Annotated in this window: 17 protein-coding genes; 7 read left to right on the top strand and 10 right to left on the bottom strand. The window is 65.0% G+C overall.

Features of this window, described 5'->3' with window-relative positions; translation table 11 throughout:
• Positions 1 to 3 precede the first annotated feature (3 nt).
• The 3 genes from ACVIGA_RS24235 to ACVIGA_RS24225 are packed head-to-tail and all read left to right on the top strand — an operon-like array spanning position 4 to position 2,899.
• Positions 4 to 897 (top strand): ABC transporter permease, encoded by an 894-nt coding sequence (locus ACVIGA_RS24235; protein WP_456668266.1) that lies wholly within the window; start codon positions 4 to 6, stop codon positions 895 to 897.
• Complete coding sequence (locus tag ACVIGA_RS24230; protein ID WP_456668265.1) at positions 897 to 1,910, top strand: ABC transporter ATP-binding protein; 1,014 nt, start codon at positions 897 to 899, stop codon at positions 1,908 to 1,910. The genes ACVIGA_RS24235 and ACVIGA_RS24230 overlap by 1 nt, the downstream gene beginning before the upstream one ends.
• Positions 1,907 to 2,899 carry an ABC transporter ATP-binding protein gene (locus ACVIGA_RS24225; protein WP_456668264.1) on the top strand — a complete coding sequence of 331 codons (993 nt, stop codon included), beginning with the start codon at positions 1,907 to 1,909 and terminating at the stop codon, positions 2,897 to 2,899. Before ACVIGA_RS24230 ends, ACVIGA_RS24225 begins: the two co-directional genes overlap by 4 nt.
• A 133-nt stretch (positions 2,900 to 3,032) precedes the next feature.
• Here the strand turns inward: ACVIGA_RS24225 and ACVIGA_RS24220 are convergent, their stop codons facing one another.
• The 4 genes from ACVIGA_RS24220 to ACVIGA_RS24205 all read right to left on the bottom strand — a co-directional run bounded on the left by ACVIGA_RS24220 (position 3,033) and on the right by ACVIGA_RS24205 (position 9,217).
• The gene (locus tag ACVIGA_RS24220; protein ID WP_456668263.1) at positions 3,033 to 5,012 is read right to left on the bottom strand and encodes an acetyl/propionyl/methylcrotonyl-CoA carboxylase subunit alpha; all 1,980 of its coding nucleotides are present in this window, start codon (positions 5,010 to 5,012) and stop codon (positions 3,033 to 3,035) included.
• Positions 5,009 to 6,637 (bottom strand): acyl-CoA carboxylase subunit beta, encoded by a 1,629-nt coding sequence (locus ACVIGA_RS24215; protein ID WP_456668262.1) that lies wholly within the window; start codon positions 6,635 to 6,637, stop codon positions 5,009 to 5,011. Before ACVIGA_RS24215 ends, ACVIGA_RS24220 begins: the two co-directional genes overlap by 4 nt.
• Positions 6,637 to 8,235: an AMP-binding protein gene (locus ACVIGA_RS24210; RefSeq protein ID WP_456668261.1), complete on the bottom strand. Its 1,599-nt coding sequence runs from the start codon at positions 8,233 to 8,235 to the stop codon at positions 6,637 to 6,639. The genes ACVIGA_RS24215 and ACVIGA_RS24210 overlap by 1 nt, the downstream gene beginning before the upstream one ends.
• Before the next feature lie 115 nt (positions 8,236 to 8,350).
• Positions 8,351 to 9,217, bottom strand: a complete 867-nt coding sequence (locus tag ACVIGA_RS24205; protein ID WP_456668260.1) for a 3-keto-5-aminohexanoate cleavage protein — start codon at positions 9,215 to 9,217, stop codon at positions 8,351 to 8,353.
• 367 nt (positions 9,218 to 9,584) lie between these two features.
• On the opposite strand from ACVIGA_RS24205, the gene ACVIGA_RS24200 reads away from it, so the two are divergent.
• Positions 9,585 to 10,655 carry an ABC transporter substrate-binding protein gene (locus ACVIGA_RS24200; RefSeq protein ID WP_456668259.1) on the top strand — a complete coding sequence of 357 codons (1,071 nt, stop codon included), beginning with the start codon at positions 9,585 to 9,587 and terminating at the stop codon, positions 10,653 to 10,655.
• Between the two features lie 144 nt (positions 10,656 to 10,799).
• Here ACVIGA_RS24200 and ACVIGA_RS24195 read toward each other — a convergent pair whose 3' ends face one another.
• From ACVIGA_RS24195 to ACVIGA_RS24175, 5 genes are all read right to left on the bottom strand, one after another.
• Complete coding sequence (locus ACVIGA_RS24195; RefSeq protein WP_456668258.1) at positions 10,800 to 11,621, bottom strand: helix-turn-helix domain-containing protein; 822 nt, start codon at positions 11,619 to 11,621, stop codon at positions 10,800 to 10,802.
• Between the two features lie 196 nt (positions 11,622 to 11,817).
• Positions 11,818 to 12,474, bottom strand: a complete 657-nt coding sequence (locus ACVIGA_RS24190) for a glutathione S-transferase family protein (RefSeq protein WP_456668257.1) — start codon at positions 12,472 to 12,474, stop codon at positions 11,818 to 11,820.
• A 99-nt stretch (positions 12,475 to 12,573) separates the two neighbouring features.
• Positions 12,574 to 13,785 carry an acyl-CoA dehydrogenase family protein gene (locus ACVIGA_RS24185; RefSeq protein WP_456670879.1) on the bottom strand — a complete coding sequence of 404 codons (1,212 nt, stop codon included), beginning with the start codon at positions 13,783 to 13,785 and terminating at the stop codon, positions 12,574 to 12,576.
• A 61-nt stretch (positions 13,786 to 13,846) separates the two neighbouring features.
• On the bottom strand, positions 13,847 to 15,007 hold the full coding sequence (locus tag ACVIGA_RS24180) for an acyl-CoA dehydrogenase family protein (RefSeq protein WP_456668256.1): 1,161 nt from the start codon (positions 15,005 to 15,007) through the stop codon (positions 13,847 to 13,849).
• A gap of 133 nt (positions 15,008 to 15,140) precedes the next feature.
• Positions 15,141 to 16,277 carry an acyl-CoA dehydrogenase family protein gene (locus tag ACVIGA_RS24175; protein ID WP_456668255.1) on the bottom strand — a complete coding sequence of 379 codons (1,137 nt, stop codon included), beginning with the start codon at positions 16,275 to 16,277 and terminating at the stop codon, positions 15,141 to 15,143.
• A gap of 215 nt (positions 16,278 to 16,492) precedes the next feature.
• Here ACVIGA_RS24175 and ACVIGA_RS24170 point away from each other — a divergent pair, with 215 nt between their 5' ends.
• Both ACVIGA_RS24170 and ACVIGA_RS24165 read left to right on the top strand, forming a co-directional pair.
• Positions 16,493 to 18,034, top strand: coding sequence for an acyl-CoA synthetase (locus ACVIGA_RS24170; protein WP_456668254.1), 1,542 nt, complete (start codon positions 16,493 to 16,495; stop codon positions 18,032 to 18,034).
• A 127-nt stretch (positions 18,035 to 18,161) separates the two neighbouring features.
• Entirely contained in the window at positions 18,162 to 19,382 is a 1,221-nt protein-coding gene (locus ACVIGA_RS24165; RefSeq protein ID WP_456668253.1) for an ABC transporter substrate-binding protein, read from the top strand.
• A gap of 233 nt (positions 19,383 to 19,615) precedes the next feature.
• Here ACVIGA_RS24165 and ACVIGA_RS24160 read toward each other — a convergent pair whose 3' ends face one another.
• Positions 19,616 to 20,380: a helix-turn-helix domain-containing protein gene (locus tag ACVIGA_RS24160; protein ID WP_456668252.1), complete on the bottom strand. Its 765-nt coding sequence runs from the start codon at positions 20,378 to 20,380 to the stop codon at positions 19,616 to 19,618.
• A gap of 252 nt (positions 20,381 to 20,632) precedes the next feature.
• On the opposite strand from ACVIGA_RS24160, the gene ACVIGA_RS24155 reads away from it, so the two are divergent.
• On the top strand, positions 20,633 to 22,852 hold the full coding sequence (locus tag ACVIGA_RS24155) for a marine proteobacterial sortase target protein (protein WP_456670878.1): 2,220 nt from the start codon (positions 20,633 to 20,635) through the stop codon (positions 22,850 to 22,852).
• The last annotated feature ends 6 nt before the right edge of the window (positions 22,853 to 22,858 follow it).

Raw genomic sequence — 22,858 nt, 5'->3', positions numbered from 1 at the left:
CACGTGGCAACGATCAATTTCGAGAGCGAACTGCGCCGCGCCGGGGCCAACGCCACCGGCGGCTGGGGGCGGCTTGCGTTCCTCGCGCAGCGCCATGTGCTCGGCACCATCGGCCTGATTATCATGCTGCTGTTCCTGCTGACCGCGATCTTTGCCGATCTGATCAGCCGCTACGATCCGCTCACCGTCGATTCTGCGCACCGGCTTGCCGCGCCCTCCATGCTGCACTGGTTCGGCACCGATTCGTTCGGCCGCGACGTCTGGAGCCGCATCGTCCATGGCGCACGGATCTCGCTTGCGGTCGGCATCGGCTCCACGACCTTGGGCGCCACGCTCGGCGTCATCGTGGGCCTCACGTCCGGCTATCTCTCCGGCTGGGTCGACCTCGTGTTCCAGCGGGTGACCGACATCCTGCAATCGCTGCCGCTACTGGTGCTCGCACTTGTCATGACCGCGGCGCTCGGCCCGTCGCTGCCGAACGTCATCCTTGCGATCGCCATTCCCTTGATCCCGACGGTTGCCCGTGTGATCCGCGCCAACACGCTGGCGCTGCGCGAACAGCCGTTCGTGGAAGCCGCCAAATCGATCGGCATGAGCGAGACGCGCATCGCGCTGCGCCACGTATTGCCCAACACGATCGCGCCGCTGATCGTGCTCGCCACCGCGCAGCTTGGCTCGACCATCCTGACCGAGGCGTCGCTCTCGTTCCTCGGCCTCGGAATCCCCGAGCCCTATCCGTCCTGGGGCCGCATGCTGTCGGAATCCGCCGCTGAATATGTCCGCACCGCGCCGTGGCTGGTGATCTTCCCCGGCATTGCGATCAGTCTCGCGGTTTTCGGCACCAATCTGTTCGGCGACGCACTGCGCGACATCCTCGATCCGAGGCAGCGCGGCTGATGAGCGAGGCACTTCCGGCAGAGACGGTTCTCGACGTGAAGAACCTGCAGACGGTGTTCTTCACCAATTCCGGCCTGTTCCGCGCGGTCGACGACGTCTCGTTCTCGGTTCGCCGCGGCGAGACGCTCGCGATCGTCGGCGAATCCGGTTGCGGCAAGAGCGTCAGCGCGCTCTCGATCATGCGCCTGGTGCCCGATCCGCCCGGCCGCATCGTCGGCGGCTCGGTGACGCTCGAGGGTACTGACCTCCTGAAGCTCGACGATGCCGCGATGCGCGCCGTCAGAGGAAACCGCATCTCGATGATCTTCCAGGAGCCGATGACCTCGCTCAATCCGGTGATGCGGATCGGCGACCAGATCACCGAGGCGGTGCGCCTGCATCGGAAGATGAGCAGCAAGGAGGCGTGGGCGCAGGCGGTCGACATGCTGCGGCTGGTGCGCATCCCCGAGCCGGAGCGTCGCGCGCAGGAATATCCGCACCAGCTCTCCGGCGGCATGCGCCAGCGCGCCATGATCGCAATGGCGCTGGCGTGCCGGCCGGCGCTGTTGATCGCGGACGAGCCGACCACGGCGCTCGACGTCACCATCCAAGCGCAGATTCTGGCGCTGATCGTCGATCTGCAGCAGCGGCTCGGCACCGGGCTGATCCTGATCACCCATGACCTCGGCGTCGTCGCCCAAACCGCGCAGCGTGTGATCGTGATGTATGCCGGCAAGAAGGTCGAGGAAGCGACCGTCGAATCTCTGTTCGAGACGCCGCTGCATCCATACACCCGCGGGCTAATGGCCTCGATGCCGGCGGTGATCGCGCTAGGCGCGAAGACCGATGCGCGACTGACCGAAATTCCCGGCATGGTGCCGTCGCTGACCAATCTGCCGCCGGGCTGCGCCTTCGCGCCGCGCTGCAAGCTCGCGGTCGACCGCTGTCGTCAGGAATATCCACCGCTCGACGAGGTCAAGAGCAATCACTGGGCGGCGTGCTGGCGCGCCGGCGAGATGGTGGGGGCGCCATGACCGAGCAACGCCCGCTCCTCGAAGTCACCGATCTCGTCAAGCACTACGCAGTGCGCGGCGGTGTGCTGCGCCGGCAGGTCGGCACCGTGCATGCGGTCGACGGCGTCAGCTTTTCGCTCGGCGCCGGCGAGACGCTCGGCCTGGTCGGCGAATCCGGCTGCGGCAAGTCGACGGTGGCGCGCACGGTACTTCGGCTGGTCGAGCCGACCAGCGGCGCCATCAGGCTGGACGGCGAGGACATCGCGCCGCTGAGCAAGACCGCGCTGCGACCGTATCGCCGCTCGATGCAGATCGTGTTCCAAGATCCGTTCGCCTCGCTCAACCCGCGCATGACAGCCGGCGATATCGTCGGCGAACCATTGACCGTGCACGGCATCGCAACCGGCGCGAAGAAGCAGGAGCGTGTCGCCGAGTTGTTCCAGCAGGTCGGTCTGCGGCCCGACCAGATGAAGAATTTCCCGCATCAATTCTCCGGCGGTCAGCGCCAGCGCATCTGCATTGCGCGTGCGCTGTCGCTCGGACCGCGACTGATCGTCTGCGACGAGCCGGTCTCCGCGCTCGACGTCTCGATCCAGGCCCAGGTGATCAACCTGTTGATCGACCTGCAGCGCAAGCAGAACTTTTCCTACCTGTTCATCGCGCACGATCTCGCGGTCGTCGCCCATATCAGCCACCGCGTCGCCGTGATGTATCTCGGCCGCATTGTCGAGATCGCCGACAAGCACGAGCTGTTCGCCAATCCGCGCCACCCGTATACCCTGGCCTTGCTCGCCTCGGTGCCGATCGCCGACCCCAAGGCCAAGCGGCTCACGCCGCTGATCGACGGCGACGTACCGAGCCCGATCAACCCGCCCTCGGGCTGCGCCTTCCACACCCGCTGCCGCTACGCGATGGATCGCTGCAAGACCGAGCGCCCCGCGCTGCAGGCGGCCGGTACCGCGCATCAAGTTGCCTGCTGGCTGAATGACGGCACGGGAAGGAGTCAATAGCTCAGCGTCGTCCCGGCGAAGGCCGGGACCCATAGCCACGAATGTTCGTTGCCGCAACGAGCTGCGGCCCCAGCGCGCTTCAACAATCAGCATCGGTGGTTATGGGTCCCGGCCTCCGCCGGGACGACGGCCGTTATGCCGCCGCCTCGATCTCCACCACGATCTTCCCCGTCGTCACCTGCTCTCCCTCGGCGACGTCGATCGACGACACCGTGCCCGCGACGCCCGCCGTATGCACGTGCTCCATCTTCATCGCCTCCAGCGTCATCACCGGCTGGCCGGCCGCGACCTTGTCGCCCGCCTTCACCAACACCGCGACGACCCGGCCGTTCATGGCCGCGCGGACCTTGCCATCGCCGCCGGCGGCCGTAGCACTCTCCGGCGGTGCGAGGGTGAAATCGCGCGCCGACAGTGGGACACCGCGATGCAGGATACAGAGCCGATCGCCGTCGCGCAGGAACCTGGCCTGCTCCATCAAGCCGTCGTGATGGAAACGGATGCTATCTTGGTCCAGCTCATCGATCGCGAAGCTGAAGCGATCTCCATTTCGGGTGGCGAGGTAGCTGCCATCGCGCTCGCGAAATATCTCGATCTCCTGCACGCCGTGGCCGAGATCGATCCGCAGGCCGAGCGGGAATGTCGCCGACAGCGAGCGGCCGCGCTGCCATGGCGGCGCGTGCGGATTGGTGACGTAGAGCAGCAGCGCCGCGAGCGCGAGGTCGCTGCCGCGATCGGGCCGCGGCGCCAGCAGCGCATCGCGGTTGTTGCCGATGAAAGCCGTGGTCGCCTCGCCCCTGGCAAAGACCGGATGACGCAGGCAGTCGATCAGGAAACCCTGATTGGTGGTGACGCCGAAGGCCGTGACCTGCTCCAGCGCGCAGATCAGTCTGCCGCGCGCCTCGTCGCGGGTCGCGCCGTGGCTGATCACCTTGGCGATCATCGAGTCATAGAACGGCGGGATCTCGGAGCCGGACTGCAACGCGTGCTCGACGCGGATGCCATCAGGCATCTGCCATCGCGCCATCGTGCCGGATTGCGGCATGAAGTCATGCCCAGCATCCTCCGAGCAGAGCCGCACCTCGATGGCGTGACCTGAGAAGGTGATGTCCTCCTGCCTCAAGCCGAGCGGTTCTCCTCTCGCAATACGAATCTGCAATTCGACCAGATCGAGCCCGGTGATCGCCTCGGTGACGGGATGCTCGACCTGCAGCCGCGTGTTCATCTCCATGAAGTAGAAATTGCCGGCGCGATCGAGCAGGAACTCCAGCGTGCCGGCGCCCTCATAGCCAATTGCCTTGACCGCCTGGACTGCGACCGCACCCATCCGTGCACGCAGCTCCGGCGTCACCGCCGGCGACGGGGCCTCCTCGATCAGCTTCTGATGCCTGCGCTGCACCGAGCAATCGCGCTCGCCGAGATGGACCGCGTTGCCATAGCGATCGCCGAACACCTGGATCTCGATATGGCGGGGATCGACGATTGCGCGCTCGAGGATGACGGTGGGATCGCCGAACGCGCCCTGCGCCTCCGACCGCGCACTGCGCAGCGCATCAGGAAACGCCGCGGCATCCGCGACCAGCCGCATGCCGCGGCCGCCGCCGCCGGCGACCGCCTTGATCATGACCGGAAAACCAATTGCCTTGGCTTCCGCCAGCATCACCGCGTCACTCTGGTCGGCGCCCTGATAGCCGGGCACGCAGGGCACGCCGGACTTCTGCATGATCTCCTTGGCGCCGGCCTTGTTGCCCATCGCAAGGATCGCTTCCGGCGACGGACCGATGAACACCAGCCCGGCGCCACGGCAGGCCTGCGCAAAGTCCTCGTTCTCGGCGAGGAAGCCGTAGCCGGGATGCACCGCGCCGGCGCCGCTCGCCTTGGCGGCCGCGATGATCGCGTCGATCTTCAGATAGGATTGCACGGGCAGCGCCTCGCCGATCCGCACCGCCTGATCGGCCTCACGCACATGCAGTGCGTCGCGGTCGGCATCCGAATAGACCGCGACCACGCCATAGCCGAGCCGCCGCGCCGTATGCATGATGCGCAGCGCGATCTCGCCGCGATTGGCGATCAGGATCTTGAAGAACGGTGTCCGCTTCACGATGGTACCGCTCATGGCCGTGCCACCGAGAACTGCATGCGCTGCGGGCTGCGCGCCTCGGACTCGCGGCAGATCGAAAGCACCTCTGACAGCACCGTCCGCGTATCGCGCGGATCGATCACGCCGTCATCGAGCACGCGGGCGCTGGTCGAGAACACGTCCATCTGGCCGTCGAACACACCCGTGATCTGCGCCTTCATGGCGTCGAGCTTCTCCTTCTCGATCGGTTTGCCGCGCCGCGCGGATGCCGCCTCGGTGACGATCGCCATGGTTTCAGCGGCCTGCTCGCCGCCCATCACCGCGGTCTTGGCGTTCGGCCAGGAGAAGCAGAAGCGCGGATGGAAGCCGCGGCCGCACATGCCGTAATTGCCGGCGCCGAACGAGGCGCCGCAATACAGCGTGATCTGCGGCACCGTCGCCGAGGTCACGGCCTGGATCATCTTCGATCCGTGCTTGATCATCCCCGCCTCTTCATAAGCGCGGCCGACCATGTAGCCGGTGGTGTTGTTCATGTAGAGGATCGGTGTGCGCGACTGGCAGCAAGCCTGGATGAAATGGGTCGCCTTGTTGGCGCCGGGCACATCGAGCGGCCCGTTGTTGGTGATGATGCCGACAGCCTGCCCTTCGATACGGGCATGGCCGCAGACCGTCGCCGGGCCGTAATTGGCGCCGAACTCGGTGAAGTCGGAATCGTCGATGAAGCGCGCGATCGCCTGGCGCATGTCGACCGGTCGTTTGTGATCCATCGGCATGATGCCGAGCAATTCCTCGGCGTCATAACGCGGCGGCTTGAACGCAGTCGGTTCCGGCGTCGGCTGGTCCCGAAGCCGATCCCAAGGCAGCTTGGCCATGATCTCGCGCGCAATGCGCAGCGCGTCGCGGTCGTCCTCGGCGAGATAATCGCCAAGGCCGGAGATCTGGGTGTGCATCTCAGCGCCGCCGAGTTCCTCCTCGGTCGCGATCTCGCCAGTGGCGGCTTTGAGCAAGGGCGGCCCGGCAAGGAAGGCGCGGGTACGGCCACGCACCATCACGATGTAGTCGGAGAGCCCGGTCTGGTAGGCACCGCCCGCGGTTGAAGAGCCGTGCGTCACGGTGACGACGGGAAGCCCCGCCGCCGACAGCCGAGCCAAATTGCGGAAGATGTTGCCGCCGCGGACGAAATCCTCGACGCGGTAGCGCAGCAGGTTGGCGCCGGCGCTTTCGACCAGCTGCACATAAGGCAGCTTGTTCTCCAGCGCGAGCTCCTGCACCCGCAGCGTCTTGTCGAGGCCGTAAGGTTGCAGCGCACCGGCGTCGATGCCGGCATCATTGGCGCTGACCATGCAGCGAATGCCGGAGACGAAGCCAATGCCGGCGACCAGCCCGCCGCCGGGCACGCTCTTGTCCGCGTCCGGCACATCGAACATGTAGCCGGCGAGCGTGGAGAGCTCGAGGAACGGCGAGCCGGGATCGAGCACCAGCGCGACGCGCTCGCGCGGCAGCAGTTGGCCGCGCTTGTGGAAGCGGTCCTTGGCCGCGGCGGAGGCGGTGCGCGTGCGCTCCTCCAGGGCGCGCATCCGGGCGATCAGCGCCAGCATGCCGTCGCGATTGCCCTGGAACGCGGCGCTGCCGGTGGCGATGGTGTTCTCGATGATGGCCACTAGGCGCGCTCCACAAAATACTCGCTGTACTGCTGTCGCAGCTCGACCTTACGCAGCTTGCCGGTCGCGGTCATCGGCATCTCTTCGAGGATGCGCACCAGCTTCGGCACCTGGAAGCCGCCAAGGTGCTTTCTGCAATGCGCCTCGATGGCGGCCTCGTCGGCCACCGCGCCGGGCTTCAGCTTGACGAAGGCGCAGACTGCCTCGCCCCATTGCGGGTGCGGCAGGCCGACCACGGCGGCGTTCTGCACGGCGGGGTGCGCCAGCAATGTTTCCTCGATCTTGACGGAGGCGACGTTCTCGCCGCCCGACTTGATCATGTCCTTCTTGCGATCGAGGAACAACACCTCACCATTCGCGTCGATCAGGGCGAGATCGCCGGTATGGTGCCAGCCGAACTTGCGCGCCTCCTCGGTCGACTTGGGGTCCTTGTAATAGCCCATCATCACGTTGGGCCCGCGATGCACCAGCTCGCCGATCTCGCCGCGCGGCAGCAGGTTGCCGTTATCGTCCATGATCGCGGTCTCGTTGACGATCAGCGATTCGCCCCAGTAATTGCCGAAGCGCTCAAGCTGCACCTCCGGCCGCGACATCGTCGTCGCCGGGTACATCTCGGTCTGGCCGCTGGTCAGCACGAAGTTCGGACACATGTCCGCCATCGCGCGTTCGAGCAGCGGCTTTCCCATCGGCGCCATGGTGTAGATGCAGCAGCGCAGGCCCGTGAGATCGTATTCGCGGCGGCGCGGATGATCGAGGATCGCCTGGTACATCAGCGACAGGCCGACGAACACGGTCAACCGGTCGCGGACGATCGCCTCCATGCAGACCACCGGATCGAAGCCGCGCATCAGCGCCATGCGGCCGCCGACCGAGAGATAGCTGAGCAGCAGCACGTGGCCGGCACAGTGAAACAGCGGAAACTGCCCGGTGATGCCGTCATCGCGCGAGAGCTGCATCTCGATGCAGTTGCTCATCACGGCCATGACCACGGCGAGATGGCAATGCATCGCGCCCTTCGGCCGCGACGTGGTACCCGACGTATAGATGATCATCGCGAGATCGCGGTCGTTGATCTCGATGTCGGGCTCGACGTCGGATTGTCCTTCCAGCAGGCCGTTGAACTCCGACAATCCGGTCTTGCCGGCATTGCCGGTCAGGTCGATCGCGATCATCTCCATGCCGCGCGCTTCCAGCGCGGCGCGCCGGTCGGCCTGGGCATGGAGATTGTCGTCGATGACGGCAAAACGGACCTCGGCGTGGCCGAGGATGTAGTCCATGTCCGACGGGCCGAGCATGGTGTTGATCGGTACCCAGACCAGACCGGCGCGGTGGATGCCGAACAGCGCTTTGACGAACTCGACCGAGTTGTTGCAGATCGTCGAGATCTTCTCGCCCGGCTTCAGCCCGCGCTGCACCAGATGATTGGCGAAGCGATTGGCGTCGCGCTCGAGCTCGGTGAAGGTGACTTGCCTAGTGCCATCGGTCAGCGCGACGCGATCCGGAAACCGCCGCGCGGCGCGCTTGAGGAGGTCGCCGATCGCGACCCGCCCGATGCGGCCCGGCCTGGTGACGCCGCCGGTTGCTGCGAGATTGTGCATAGCTCGTTACTCCCCGCTGTCATTCCGGGGCAGCCCGCAGGGCTGAGCCCGGAATCCATACTCACGATCGTGGTTATGGATTCCGGGCTCGCGCTGCGCGCGCCCCGGAATGACGTCAGTGCCTGACCCCGAAAATCTTCCGCGCTTCCGCAGGGCTCGCGATCTCGCGGCCGGCGCGCCGCGCGCAGGCGGCGAGCCCTTCGACGAGCTGCCCGTTCGACGTCACCTTGGTGCCGTCGCCGAGATAGAACGTGTCCTCCAGCCCGCTGCGCAGATGGCCACCGAGGTCTGCGGCGCGCTGGTGCAGCGGCCAGATCTCGGCGCGGCCGATCGCGGTGACCTGCCAATGCGCATCCGGCGCCTTCAGCTTGAGCAGGATCGGCAACAGCTCCGGATCGGCCGGCATGCCCGAGGCGACACCCATGACGAAATTGTATTCGAGCGGGCCGGAATACATTCCGGTCTGCCGGTACATCCCGACGCAGCGCACGATGCCGACGTCGAAGCACTCGAATTCGGGAATGGTGCCGGCGGCCTTCATCACGTCGAGATAATCCTGCACCTTCTCGACCGCGTTATCGAACATCATCGGCGGCCACGCCCAGGTGTTGTCGGCCTTGACCTTCAGATAGTTCAGCGAGCCGGCGTTGCAGGCGGCGATCTCGGGTTTGGTCTCGCGCACGCAGTCGAGCGCGCCCTGGTAGTGCGGACCGGAGGTGCCGGTGGTGTGGTTGATGATGACGCCGGGGCAGGCCTCACGGATCGCCTGCTGGATTTCCTTGCTGACGCTGACATCCCACGACGGCAGGTGGCCCTTGTTCGGCTCCTGCTGGCGCAGATGGATGTGCATGATGCTGGCGCCGGCGTTGAACGCGGCCTTGGCCTCGCGCGCCATCTCTTCCGGCGTCACCGGAACATTGTGCTGCTTCGGGTCGGTAAGCACGCCGTTCAGCGCGCAGGTGATGACGGCCTTGTCGCTCATGAGTCTCTCGTCCGGTTGCGGCGCACCTGCGCGGCTGATTTTCCCATGATGAGAAATTTGTCTGTGCGCCATCTTGCGTTGACTGGCTAAGTGGATGCGCTCACGACGGAATCCGCCGTCAGCCGGTTAACACAAGACGCGACGCCCACGCGGCGCATAGGCTCTGCTGCAAGCAGAAGCGGCGCAACAAGCCGGCATCACGGGGAGAAAATCATGGTCTCGATCAACCGGCGCAGATGGCTCACAGGCGCCGCAGGCGCGGGACTTGCCGCGGCCGCGGGCCTCAGGCCTTCGCTTGCCGAAGATACGCCCGGCGTCACCGCGACCGAGATCAAGATCGGCAGCACCACCTCGCTGAGCGGCCCGGGTGTCGGCGCTGGGCGTGCAGGCGCGCTGCCAGGAAGCCTATTTCAAGATGCTGAACGAGCAGGGCGGCATCGCCGGCCGGCAGATCAAGTACATCTATTACGACGATGCGTTCAATCCGCCGAAAACCGTGGAGCAGGTGCGCCGCCTGATCGAAAGCGACAATGTCGCCTTCCTGTTCAACATGCTCGGCACCGCGCCGAACTCGTCGGTCGTCAAATACATCAACGCCGCCAAGGTGCCGCATCTGTTCCTGTCGGTGAACGGCGACAAATGGGGCGACTACAAAAGCTATCCCTGGACCATGGGTTTTGCGCCGAGTGCGCGCACCGAGGCGCAGGTGTTCGTCAAATATGCGCTGAGCCAGAACAAGGACGCGAAGTTCGCGGTGCTCTACCAGAACGACGATCTCGGCAAGGATTTCGTCGCCGGGACCAAGGATGTGCTCGGCGAGCGGTTCGCGACCTCAACCGTGGTGGCCTCGCACGAGGTCACCGATCCCACGATCGATTCCCAGATCGTCGCGCTGCGCGGCGCCAATCCCGACGTGCTGATCTCGGGCTCCACGGCGAAATTCTGCGCGCAATCGATCCGCAAGATCTACGAGCTCGGCTGGAAGCCGATGCATTTTATCGCGAGCGGCGCCGCCTCGATCTCCTCGACCATTGCGCCAGTCGGTCTCGACAAGTCGCAGGGCACGATCTCGTCGGCTTATGTGAAGGACGTCGCCGATCCGGCCTGGGCCAACGACCCCGGCGTGAAGGATTTTCTCGCCTTCATGGCGAAGTACTTCCCGGACGGCAATCCGAAGGAGGGTTACAGCCTATATGCCTACACGGTGGCGCAGGTGCTCAAGATCGTGCTCGAGCAGTGCAAGGGCAACTTCACCCGCGACAACATCATGGCTCAGGCGAACAATTTGAAAGATGTCGAGGTCCCGACGCTGCTACCCGGCATCAAGGTCAACACCAGCCCGACCAATCATCACCCGCTGCAGCAGCTTCAGCTGCAACGGATCGAAGGGCCCGGCTGGCTGCGGTTCGGCGAGGTGATCCAGGGCGCTAATCTCTAGCGTCGTCCCGGCGAAGGCCGGGAACCATAACCACAGCCGTTCATTGCTTCACGATATCTCTGCCAGCGCGCGTCGCAGATAGATCACGCGGTATGGGTCCCGGCTCCCGTGCGCAATTGCGCACTAGGCCGGGACGACGGATGGTTACGTCAGCGCGCGCTCCTGCCCGGTGCGGTAGATCGCAAGATCCCGCGAGCCGGAGAAGATCGCGCGCGGCTTCAGGCCATAGAAGCGGCGGATCGAGTGGCTGAAATGGGTCGAGTCGGGATAGCCGATGTCTTGCGCGAGATGCGCGAGGTTGATGTCCTGGTTGGCGAAATGCAGCAGATGCCGCGCGCGCTTCCAGGCGCGGAACGAGCGGAACGAGATTCCAGTCTCTTCCTTGAACAGATGCAGGAAGCGCGACGGCGACAGCCCGGCCTCGGTGGCACAGCCTGCTGCGGTCACCGGCTCGCCGGAGAACTGCCCGATGCGGCTGATCGCACGCACCACCCGCGGATCGAGCACACGCTGCGGCAGCGCATCGCCAAAGCACATGGTGTCGAACTCGGCATTCGCGATCGCGTCGCGATGCTGCATCTCGGCAAGCGTTGCATAGGCGTTGCGAATCCGGTTCGCGAACAGATGAGAGTCCGGCCCTTGCAGGCGGCGCGCGACGGCTTCGAGTGTGCCGTCAGGCACGCTTTCCGGCTCGATCGCAACACAGATCGCCGATCGATACTCGCTGGTGATGGTGTGGCGCAGGTTCGGCATCGTCACCGCGAGCTCGCCGTGGGACTCGCATCCCTCGCTGGTCGACAGATGCAGGCCGTCGCGGATCGCGACATAGACGTGGAATGCGCCGGGACAGCGCTCGCGCGGGCGGCCGAGCAGCCCGGCATAGAACACCCGTTCCGGCGTGATCAGCATCCGGTGGCCGGACGGCTGGCCGGAGTTCTGGCACTTCGCGTCCACGATCGCGTCCATGGCGGTTCCTCCTCGCGCGGCTCTTTGGGCCGCTGCGGCGGAGCTACCATAGCGCAAATTCGCAAAAGCGATACGTCGTCATTCCGGGGCGATGCGACGCATCGAACCCCAATGCGCAATTGCGCATCGGGGAATCTCAGGGTTCCGCAGCGCGCAATTACGCATGAGATCGCATTGCCCCGGAACGACAGGAAAGTTACGGCCGCGCGCGCGGCGCAACGTTCTGTTCCTGCCCGGCTTTTTGCTCCGACGCCACCGCGCGCCTGTAACCGTCGCGCTGTTGCAGCCGCGCCCAATAGGCCGCGACATTCGGCCCGAAATCCTTGGCGAGGCCGATATTGCTGGCGAGCCGGAGCGCATAACCGTTGGCAATGTCGGCAGCCGTGAAGCGTTCCGCGCAGAGGAATTCAGAATTCGCGGCGGCCGCTTCCACCGCGCGCAGGCGGCCCAGGAACCATTTTGCATAATCGCCCGAGACCTGCGGGTTGCGCCGCTCCTCCGGCTCGAGCTGGCTGTAGCGAAGCACCAGCGTCTGCGGAAAGGTCAGCGTCGCGTCGGAGAAATACATCCAGTTCAGGAACGCACCATAGGCCGGCTCGTCGGGGCCTACGATCAACGGCGTCGGGCCGTATTTGGTGCCGAGGTAATGGCAGATGCCGGAGGACTCCGTCATCTTCGTCTCGCCATCGACCATGAACGGGATGGTGCCGAGCGGATTGATGCCGAGATATTCCTTGGCGAACACGCGCGGCGGGAACGGCAGCATCTTCAGCTCATAAGGCAGCCCGAGCTCCTCCAGCATCCACAACGGACGGAACGAGCGCGCGGCATCGCAGTGATAGAGCGTGATCATCAGGCGTTTCCCATGTTCTTGATCGCCGCCACCATGGAGCGCCGGCGAGGTGACTGCAACAATGTCGTGCGCGGTGCATTCACCGCGCAGGTTTCCGGTTCAGGCATTGCCGTATTTGCGCAGCTCGAGCCGCGCGATCTGGTTGCGATGGACCTCGTCCGGACCGTCGGCGAGACGCAGCAGCCGGGCTGTCGCGTAGGCCGCCGCGAGCCCGAAATCATTGCTGGTGCCGCCGCCACCATGGGCCTGGATCGCCCAGTCGATCACCTGGCAGGCCATGTTGGGGACCGCGACCTTGATCATGGCGATCTCGGCCTTGGCCACCCGGTTGCCGACGGTGTCCATCATGTGGGCTGCGTTAAGCGTCAGAAGGCGCGCCTGCTCGATCATGATGCGCGATTCCGCGATCCGCTCCTGCGTGACCGTCTGCTCCGCGACCGGCTTGCCGAACGCGATCCGGCTCCTGGTCCTGACGCACATCTTCTCCAGCGTGCGTTCGGCGAGCCCGATCAGCCGCATGCAGTGATGAATGCGGCCCGGACCAAGGCGGCCCTGCGCAATCTCGAAGCCGCGGCCCTCACCGAGCAGCATGTTGCTTGCGGGCACCCGCACATCGCTGAACACGACCTCGGAGGCGCGATCCGGCACGCCGTAGAACCCGAACACCGGCAGCGGACGCAGCACCTCGATCCCTTGCGTATCCATCGGCACCAGGATCATCGACTGCTGGCGATGCCGGTCCGGATTATCGGGGTCGGTCTTGCCCATGAAGATGCAGATCTTGCAGCGCGGGTCGGTGGCGTTGGTGGTGTACCATTTGCGGCCGTTGATGACGTAGTCATCGCCGTCGCGCACGATCGAGCTCTCGATATTGGTCGCGTCGCTGGAGGCCACGGCCGGCTCGGTCATCGCGAAGCAGGACCGGATCTCGCCGGCGAGCAGCGGGTTCAGCCACCGCTCCTGATGCTCCCTTGTGCCGTAGCGCGCCAGCACTTCCATGTTGCCGGTGTCGGGCGCCGAGCAATTGAAGAGCTCGGGTGCAAGATGCGACCGCCCCATGATCTCGCACAGCGGCGCATATTCGAGATTGGAGAGACCTGCGCCGTGCTCGCTCTCGGGCAGGAACAGATTCCACAGCCCCTCTCCCTTCGCGATGGGCTTCAGCTCCTCAACAACCGGGAACACCTTCCATGGGCCGAGCTCTTCCGCCTCGCGGTAGAACCGCGCCTCGTTCGGATAGACATGGCGATCCATGAACGACTGAAGCCGATGCTTCAGCTCGAGGACTCTCTCACTCTCCTGATAGAGCATATCGGTTTCCATCCCTGCGATCGTTGCCGGCGGCGCATGCAATCCGCCGGACGGCTTCGCGCTACTTCCTCTTCATCCCGGGCAGCGTGCCCATCATCTTGCATAATACCATCAGCATCACCTCGTCGGCGCCGCCGCCGATCGAGGTCAGGCGGCTGTCGCGATAGGCGCGGCTGACCGGCGTCTCATTGGTGAAGCCCATGCCGCCCCAATATTGCAGGCAGGCATCGGTGAGCTCGCGGCCGAGCCTGCCGGCCTTCAGCTTGGCCATGGTCGCGAGCCGCGTCACGTCCTCGCCCGCCACCAGCGCCTCGCCGGCACGATAGATCAGCGAACGCAGAAGCTCGACCTCGGTCTGCATCTCCGCGAGCTTGAAGTGCACCACTTGGTTGTCGAGGATCGAGCCGCCGAACGCCTTGCGGCCTCGGGTGTAGTCGATGGTCGCGTGGATGATGAATTCATGCGCCTTCAGGCAGGCGGCCGCACCCCACAGCCGCTCCTCCTGGAACTGGATCATTTGGTAAGTGAAGCCCTGCCCTTCCTCGCCGATCCGGTTGCGCTTCGGCACCCGGACATTGTCGAAGAAGATCTGCGCGGTGTCGGACGAGCGCATGCCGAGCTTGTCGAGTTTTCGGGCGACCTGCACACCCTTGGTCTTCATCGGCACGCAGATCAGCGACTTGTTGCGATGAACCTGGCCATCGCTGGTGTTGGCGAGCAGGCAGATCCAGTCGGCCTGGGTGCCGTTGGTGATCCACATCTTGCCGCCATTGATGACGTAGTCGTCGCCGTCGGAGCGCGCATTAGTCTTGATCGAGGCGACGTCGGAGCCGGCGCCGGGCTCGGAGACGCCGATGCAGGCGACCTGGTCGCCCGCGATCGCCGGCACCAGGAATTCGCGCCGCACCTCGTCGGAGCCGAACCGAGCCAGCGCGGGCGTCGCCATGTCGGTCTGCACCCCGATCGCCATCGGCACGCCACCGCAGGTGATGGCGCCTAACTCCTCGGCCATCATCAGTGCGTAAGAATAATCCAGCCCCTGGCCGCCGAATTCGACCGGCTTGTTGAGGCCGAGGAAGCCAAGATTGCCGAGCTTCTTGAACAGCTCATGCGCCGGGAAGATGTCGGCCTTCTCCCATTCGTCGACATGGGGATTGATCTCGGCCGCGATGAATTTCTGCAAGAGGCGGCGCGGTTCGTCGTGGTCGGTGGTGAAGAGCATGGTTCTTACCTCGTCATTCCGGGGCGACGCGAAGCGGCGAGCCCGGAATCCATTTCACATCGAATCTGCGGCCTGATGGATTCCGGGCTCGCGCTACGCGCGCCCCGGAATGACGGTGGTGAGAGAGAGGTATTCACAACCCCATCTGCCTTGACGCGAGATCCTTCATGATCTCCTCGGTGCCGCCGCCGATCGCGTTGACCTTGACCTCGCGGTAGATGCGCTCGACCTTGATGCCGCGCATGAAGCCGGCGCCGCCGAAGATCTGCACCGCCTCGGAGGCGCAATGCGCCATGGTCTGCGTCGCCTGATTCTTCATCATGCAGATCTCGGCGACCGGGCTTTCGCCCTGGCCGAGCCGCCACGCCAGCATCTCCAGCATCGCCTGCGAGGCCGCGACCTTCTGCGCCATGTCGACGAGCTTGTGCCTGATCACCTGGTGCTGCGCGATCGGCTTGCCGAACGTCTTGCGCTCCTTGGCGTAGGCGATCGCCTCGTCGAGGCAGACGCGCGCATAGGCGGTGCAGCCCGCCGCCATGCCCATGCGCTCGCTGTTGAAGTTGTACATGATCTGCTTGAAGCCCTGGCCTTCCTCGCCGATCAAATTCTCGACCGGAACGCGACATTCGTCGAAATGAAGCGTCGCGGTATCCGACGCCCACCAGCCCATCTTCTTCAGCTTGGTGCGGGACAGGCCGGGCGTATTGCCCTCGATCAGCAACAGGCTGACGCCGCCCGGGCCCTCACCGCCGGTGCGCACCGCGACCGTCAGATAGTCGGCGCGCATGCCCGAGGTGATGAAGGTCTTCTCGCCGGAGACGACGTAATGGTCGCCGTCCCGGCGCGCCTTGGTGCGCAGGTTCGCGACATCGGAACCGCCGCTCGGCTCGGTGATCGCCAGCGCGGAAATCTTCTTGCCGGCGAGCACCTCAGGCAGCACCCGCGCCTTGACCTCGGGCCGCGCGGCGCGGGCGATCGGCGGCGAGCCGATGGTGTGGCTCATCAGGCTCGCGGAGACGCCGCCGGCGCCGGCGCGCGCCAGCTCCTGCGAGGCCACGATCTTCATGAACTGGTCGGCGGCGATCCCGCCATATTCCTCCGGGAAACCGAGGCCGAGCAGCCCGATTTCGGACGCCTTGGCATAGAGCGCGCGCGGAAACTCGCCCTCCTCGTCCCATTGATGGGCATAAGGCTCGATTTCCCTGGCCACAAAGCGCCGCATCACCTCGCGAAAGGCCTCATGCTCGCTGGTGTAGAACGGGTTTGCCATCCGCGTGCTCCGTTGATTCCCACCTCCGACGATGTCCGGATTTTTCCCTGTTCACTTGCGTCGAGTGGCTGCCTCCGGCGCCGGCGTCCGGGCCGGCGATTTGCCAGCCACTAAACGCAAGACAGTATCCTAATACGCCCCCTCCACTGGCAATTCATGGCATCAATCGAGCCAGGAACAGGCGGCGCAAGACTGCCGTTCCAGAGGAGGGAAATTTGCCGGTTCGTTATTACGACTGGATCGCGCATCATCGCCGGCGCACGCCGGACAAGATGGCGCTTGTCGATCTCGCAAGCGGTCGCCGCTTTGGCTATGCGGAGCTCGATGCCCGGGTGTCGCGGCTCGCGGGCTATCTGCGTAACGAGCTGAAGGTTACCAGCGGCGACCGGGTCGCGGTGCTCGCGCTGAACACCACGGATACGCTGGAAGTGCAGTTCGCCTGCTTCCGGATCGGCGCCATCTTTCTGCCGCTCAACACCCGCCTCACCGTTCCCGAGCTGCGCTACATCACCGGCGACGCTTCGCCAAAAGTGATGATCCATGACGACGAGCTCGCCGAGACCGCGCTTGCGGTCGCCAAGCTGTGCGACGTCGCGTCAACCGTGCGGCTCGGCCCCGGCGGCGCCTATGAAGCCGGCATCGCGGCGGCCAAACCGCTCGAACGGTTCGAGGAGGTCACCCTCGATGACATCTCGACCATCATGTATACCTCGGGCACCACGGGCCAGCCCAAGGGCGCGATCATCACCCATGGGATGACATTCTGGAATTGCGTCAATCTCGGCGGCCCCGCCTACATCTCGCCGGCCTCGGTGCTGCTGACGGTGCTGCCGCTGTTCCACACCGGCGGACTGAATTGCTACACCAACCCGGTGCTGCATGCCGGCGGCACGGTGCTGATCATGCGCGCGTTCGATCCCGGCGAGGCGCTGAAGCTGATCGGCGATCCCGCGCAAGGCATCAACGTCTTCTTCGGTGTGCCCGCGATCTATCAGTTCATGGCGCAGCATCCGTCCTTCGCGTCGGTGGATTTCAGCCGCCTGATGATCGGCGGCGTCGGCGGCGCACCGATGCCGGTGCCGCTGCTCAAGACCTGGGAGGCGCGCGGCGTGGCGCTGCAGCAGGGCTACGGCATGACCGAGACGTCGCCGGCGGTGATGGTGCTCGACCGCGAGGATGCCGCGCGCAAGGCCGGCTCGTCCGGCAAGCCGGTGCTGCACACCGAGGTTCGCATCGTGCGGCCCGACGGCGGCGATGCCGCGGTCGGCGAGCTCGGCGAACTCTGGGTCAAGGGCCCGAACATCACGCCGGGCTATTGGAACCGGCCGGACGCCAACGCCTCCTCCTTCACCGACGGCTGGCTGCACACCGGTGACGCCACGCGGATCGACGAGGAAGGCTTCTACTACATCGTCGACCGCTGGAAGGACATGTACATCTCCGGCGGCGAGAACGTCTATCCGGCCGAGGTTGAGAGCGTGCTGCATCAATTGGCGGCCGTTGCCGAGGCCGCTGTGATCGGCATTCCCGACCAGCAATGGGGCGAAGTCGGAATGGCGATCATTGCCGTTAAGCCGGGCCATACGCTGACGCCGGCAGAGATCCACGCGCATTGCCAGGCCAATCTGGCGCGGTTCAAGTGTCCGCGCCTGATCGAATTCATCGATGCCCTGCCGCGGAATGCGACAGGCAAGATTCATAAGCCGACGCTCCGGCAGCAATTCAGCCAGCCGAAGCCGACCGATACCGCGGCGTGATCCGAAAACGCGCCTCACGCGTTCCGGATCTCGCAGTGACAAGAATTGCCCCGCAACCGTCTGCCGGGACCGGCTGCGGGTTCGTTGCGTAAGTCCCCAACCAGAATCAATCGAGGAAATTGCCTTTATGAAAACCACAAAATTGTCGCTGCTGGCCGCTGCCGCGGCGCTCTACCTGCTCTCCAGCCAAGCCGCCTTTGCACAAAAGAAGTATGACACCGGCGCCTCCGACACCGAGATCAAGATCGGCAATGTCGAGGCCTATAGCGGTCCCGCCTCCGCCTATGGCGTCATCGGCAAGACCGAAGAAGCCTATTTCAAGATGATCAACGATCAGGGCGGCATCAACGGCCGCAAGATCAACTGGATCTCCTACGACGACGGCTACTCGCCGCCGAAGACCGTGGAGCAGATCCGCAAGCTGATCGAGAGCGACGAGGTTTTCCTGGTGTTCAACGCGCTGGGCACGCCGACCCAGACCGCGGTGCAGAAGTATCACAACGCCAAGAAGGTGCCGCAGCTCTTCCTCGCCACCGGCGCCAGCAAGTGGAACGATCCGAAGGATTTCCCGTGGACCATGGGCTTCCAGCCGAGCTATCGCGTCGAGGCGCGGATCTTCGGCAAGTACATCCTCAAGACCAAGCCGGACGCCAAGGTCGTGATCTTCTATGCCAATGACGATTTCGGCAAGGACTACCTGGTCGGCTTGAAGGAGGTGCTCGACAAGTCGAGCGTCAAGATCGTCGCCGAGGAAAGCTACGAGACCACCGAGCCGTCGATCGATTCCCACATCGTCAAGCTGAAGGACACCGGCGCCGACGTGTTCGTCAACATCTCGACGCCGAAATTCGCCGCACAGGCGATCAAGAAGATCGCCGAGCTCGGCTGGAAGCCGATGCACGTGATGACCGACGTCTCGATCTCGATCGGCGCGGTCATGAAGCCCGCCGGCCTCGAAGCGTCCGAAGGCGTGCTGTCGGCCGGCTACCTCAAGGACGCCTCCGATCCGCAGTGGAAGAATGACGAGGGCATGAAGAAGTTCATGGCCTTCGCCGAGAAGTACATGCCGGGCGCCAATCTGTCGGACGCCAATCTGGTCTATGGCTACGCCGCGGCGCAGACCATGGTGCAGGTGCTGAAGCAGGCCGGCGACAATCTCACGCGTGAGAACGTGATGAAGCAGGCCGCCAGCCTGAAGGACTTCACGCCCGACACGCTGATCCCCGGCATCCGGATCAACACCAGCGCGACCGACTTCGCGCCGGTCGAGCAGCTCAAGATGATGCAGTTCAAGAACAGACAGTGGGAGCTGTTCGGCGACATCATCAGCGCCGAGACCGGCGGCTAGCGTTGCGCGCACCGCGTCCAAACATCAGCCATCGCGAAGCCGCCCATCCGGGCGGCTTCGTTGTTTTGCGGTTCTTCGCAGGTAAGGCCGCCGGCGACCACTCTATCACCGTCACCCTGAGGAGCGCGCTCTTGCGCGCGTCTCGAAGGGTCGACGGCCCCGCTGGTGGCCGTGCATCCTTCGAGGCTCGCAAGAGCTCGCACCTCAGGATGACGGAGCTAATGCGTTTGACGCTACCCCGGCAAAAAGATCGCAAACGGCTCGTCGATCGTGCGGCGCAGATGCTCGCGATAGAGGGCAAAATTCGCATCGTCGGCCGACACCCGGCCGAGGCTCGGTTTGGGCACGTTCTTCACCGGCAGGAATGCGATCGGCGCGGCGACCGGCGTCAGCAGCGAGCCGCGGCCGGCGAGCAGCGTTGTGATGATGCCGTACATCTCGCCGGAATTGCGCGGGCGCGAGACCGTGATCACGCGATGCTGGCCGTGCCTGTTGGTCACGAGATAGACGAAGCCCGATTCGTTGGGCACCGCCACCTCGCCATACTGGGTGTAGTCGGTATCCTGCCGCTCAGCCTCGCGGAAGCCGAGCGATGACGCCGCATCGTCCCAGGCGATCTCCGTCCGATAGGCATAGACCGCGCCCTGCTCGCCGAATGACGGGCGCACCGTGATGTAAGTCCCTTCGATCCGCGCCACCGAGCGGCGCGAATAGGATCCGAGGCTGTCGGGCGCGATCCCGCCATTGGCAGGTGCACCCACCGTGATTGCCGCCGGCAGCTTGCGCAAGGACACGCCGAGCGCCTGCTCGAGCCGCACCGTGGTCGCCAGCGTGAACGGACGGCGGCCGCCGAGCACCTTCTCCAATGTCGACAGGCTGAGCTTCGCCTGCTCGGCCAGCGTCTGCCGCGAGATGCGGCGGCGCGCGATTTCCTCGCGGATGGTCTCTGCGACCTGCCGGCTCTGCTCGGCGGAAAGCTGCTTGTCAGGCGTCGGCATCGTGGTCCTGCGCTGATTCCCCATCAATCTGCGCAGTCTAGCAGACCGGACAATCCATCACAAAACCGCACAAAACCGCCTCGGCCGGCGGCGGGCCGCGCCGGGCGGCGGCCAATCATTGCCGATCATTCTGCTCGCGCCAAAACCGCCGCTCTCCATGATTGCGAAGCAGCGAAAGCCTCGCTCGGAGTGACGAAAATGACGATTTACGATGCATGTGAGAGCAGCCCGCAGATCCGGCTGTCGCGCCGGATGCGCATTGCGCTGTTCTTCCTGGTGGAAGGTGTGGCCGCGCTGGCGATCGGCTTCGCGGCGCTGTTCGTGAGTTTTGATCCGGTGTGGTCTGCCGAGTTGCCGCAACAGGCGGTGCTGCGGCCGAGCGAGGCCCGCTCCGGCTCGCTGCTGTTCAAGACCGACGACGGCTATAGGGATGCGCTGAGGCTCGGCATCGATGTCGACCTCACCGTGTCGGGCCCGACGGTCCGCGCCCGCGTCACGCAGATCTTCCGCAACCCGACCAAGGACTGGGTGGAAGCGACCTATGTCTATCCGCTGCCGGCGGGCGGCGCGGTCGACACGCTGAAGATGGTGGTCGGCGACCGCATCGTGGTCGGCGACATCAAGGAGCGGCAGCAGGCCCGCGCGATCTACGAGCAGGCCAAGCAGAATGGCCAGAAGGCCGCGCTCACCGAGCAGGAACGGCCGAACATCTTCACCAACTCGGTCGCCAATATCGGCCCCGGCGAAACCGTGCTGGTGCAGATCGAATATCAGGAACCGGTGCAGCAGAACGGCAACGAATTCTCGCTGCGGGTGCCGATGGTGGTCGGCCCGCGCTACAATCCGCGTCCGGTGGTGCAGAGCGTCGACCTCCGCGCCGATGGCAGTGGCTGGGGCGCGACCACGACCGATCCGGTGCCGGACCGCGATCGGATCGCCTCGGAAGTGCTCGATCCCGCGACGAACGCCCCGATCAATCCGACCAACATCACGGTGCACCTCAACGCCGGCTTCCCGCTCGGCGAGGTGAAGAGCCATTTCCACCAGGTCAAGATCGAGAGCCCCGACAGCACCACGCGCGTCGTCAAGCTCGCGGAAGGCCCGGTGCCGGCCGATCGCGATTTCGAGCTGAGCTGGAAGCCCGCCGCCGAGAAGGCCCCGTCGGTCGGGCTGTTCCGCGAGCATGTCGGCAATTCCGACTATCTGCTGGCCTTCGTCACCCCGCCATCGGTCGAGCAGGCGCAGCAGAAGGCCCTGCCGCGCGAAGTGATCTTCGTGATCGACAATTCCGGCTCGATGGGCGGCACCTCGATCATCCAGGCGAAGGCGAGCCTCATCTACGCGCTCGGCCGCCTGCAACCGACTGATCGCTTCAACGTGATCCGCTTCGACGACACCATGGACACCCTGTTCCCGTCGCCGGTCGCCGCGAACAGCGCCAATATCGGCAACGCGACGTCGTTCGTCAGTGCGATCCAGGCCCGCGGCGGCACCGAGATGGTGCCGGCGATGCGCGCAGCGCTCTCCGACACCAACCACGACGACGCCGACCATGTCCGGCAGGTCGTGTTCCTCACCGACGGCGCCATCGGCAACGAGCAGCAATTGTTCGAGACCATCAGCGCGCTGCGCGGTCGCTCACGAATCTTCATGGTCGGCATCGGCTCGGCACCGAATACCTATCTGATGACGCGCGCCGCCGAACTCGGCCGCGGCACCTTCACCCATATTGGCTCGGTCGAGCAGGTCGACGAGCGGATGCGCGACCTGTTCGCCAAGCTGGAGAATCCTGCGGTGACCAACCTCGCCGCAAAATTCTCCGAGGCGACAGCCGACCTGACGCCGTCGGCGCTGCCCGACGTCTACCGCGACGAGCCGCTGGTGCTGGCCGCAAAGCTCGACAAGCTCGCCGGCTCGGTCGAGATCAAGGGCCGCATCGGCGATCGTCCGTGGAGCGTGACGCTGCCGCTCGCGAATGCCGCGGAAGGCAAGGGCCTGTCGAAACTGTGGGCACGCCGCAAGATCGAGGATGCCGAGGTCACGCGCACCACACGCCAACAGAGCCCTGAAGATGCCGACAAGACCATCCTCGCGCTGGCGCTGGAGCATCAGCTTGTGACGCGGCTGACCAGCCTGGTTGCGGTCGACAAGACGCCGAGCCGTCCCGAAGGCGAGCCGCTCAAGCTCTCCGAACTGCCGCTCAACCTGCCCGCCGGCTGGGATTTCGCAAAGGTGTTCGGCGAGCGTCCGCGCCTGCCAGCTGCACCGACCGAGCGGCGCGCCGACGCGGGTGACGGCAAGGTGCAGCTCACCGCGCTGAAGCGGTCACCAGTCGCGACGCAAGGTCCCGGCACGATCCAGCTGCCGAAGACCGCGACCGACGCCGAGCTGAAGATGATCGCAGGTGTGATCCTGCTTACGGTCAGCCTTCTGCTTCTGGTGTTCAACCGACGTCAGACGTTGTCCCACTGACGTCGG

It is taken from the genome of Bradyrhizobium sp. USDA 3240 (assembly GCF_054063295.1).
This window is presented reverse-complemented; position numbering and strand designations above follow the sequence as displayed.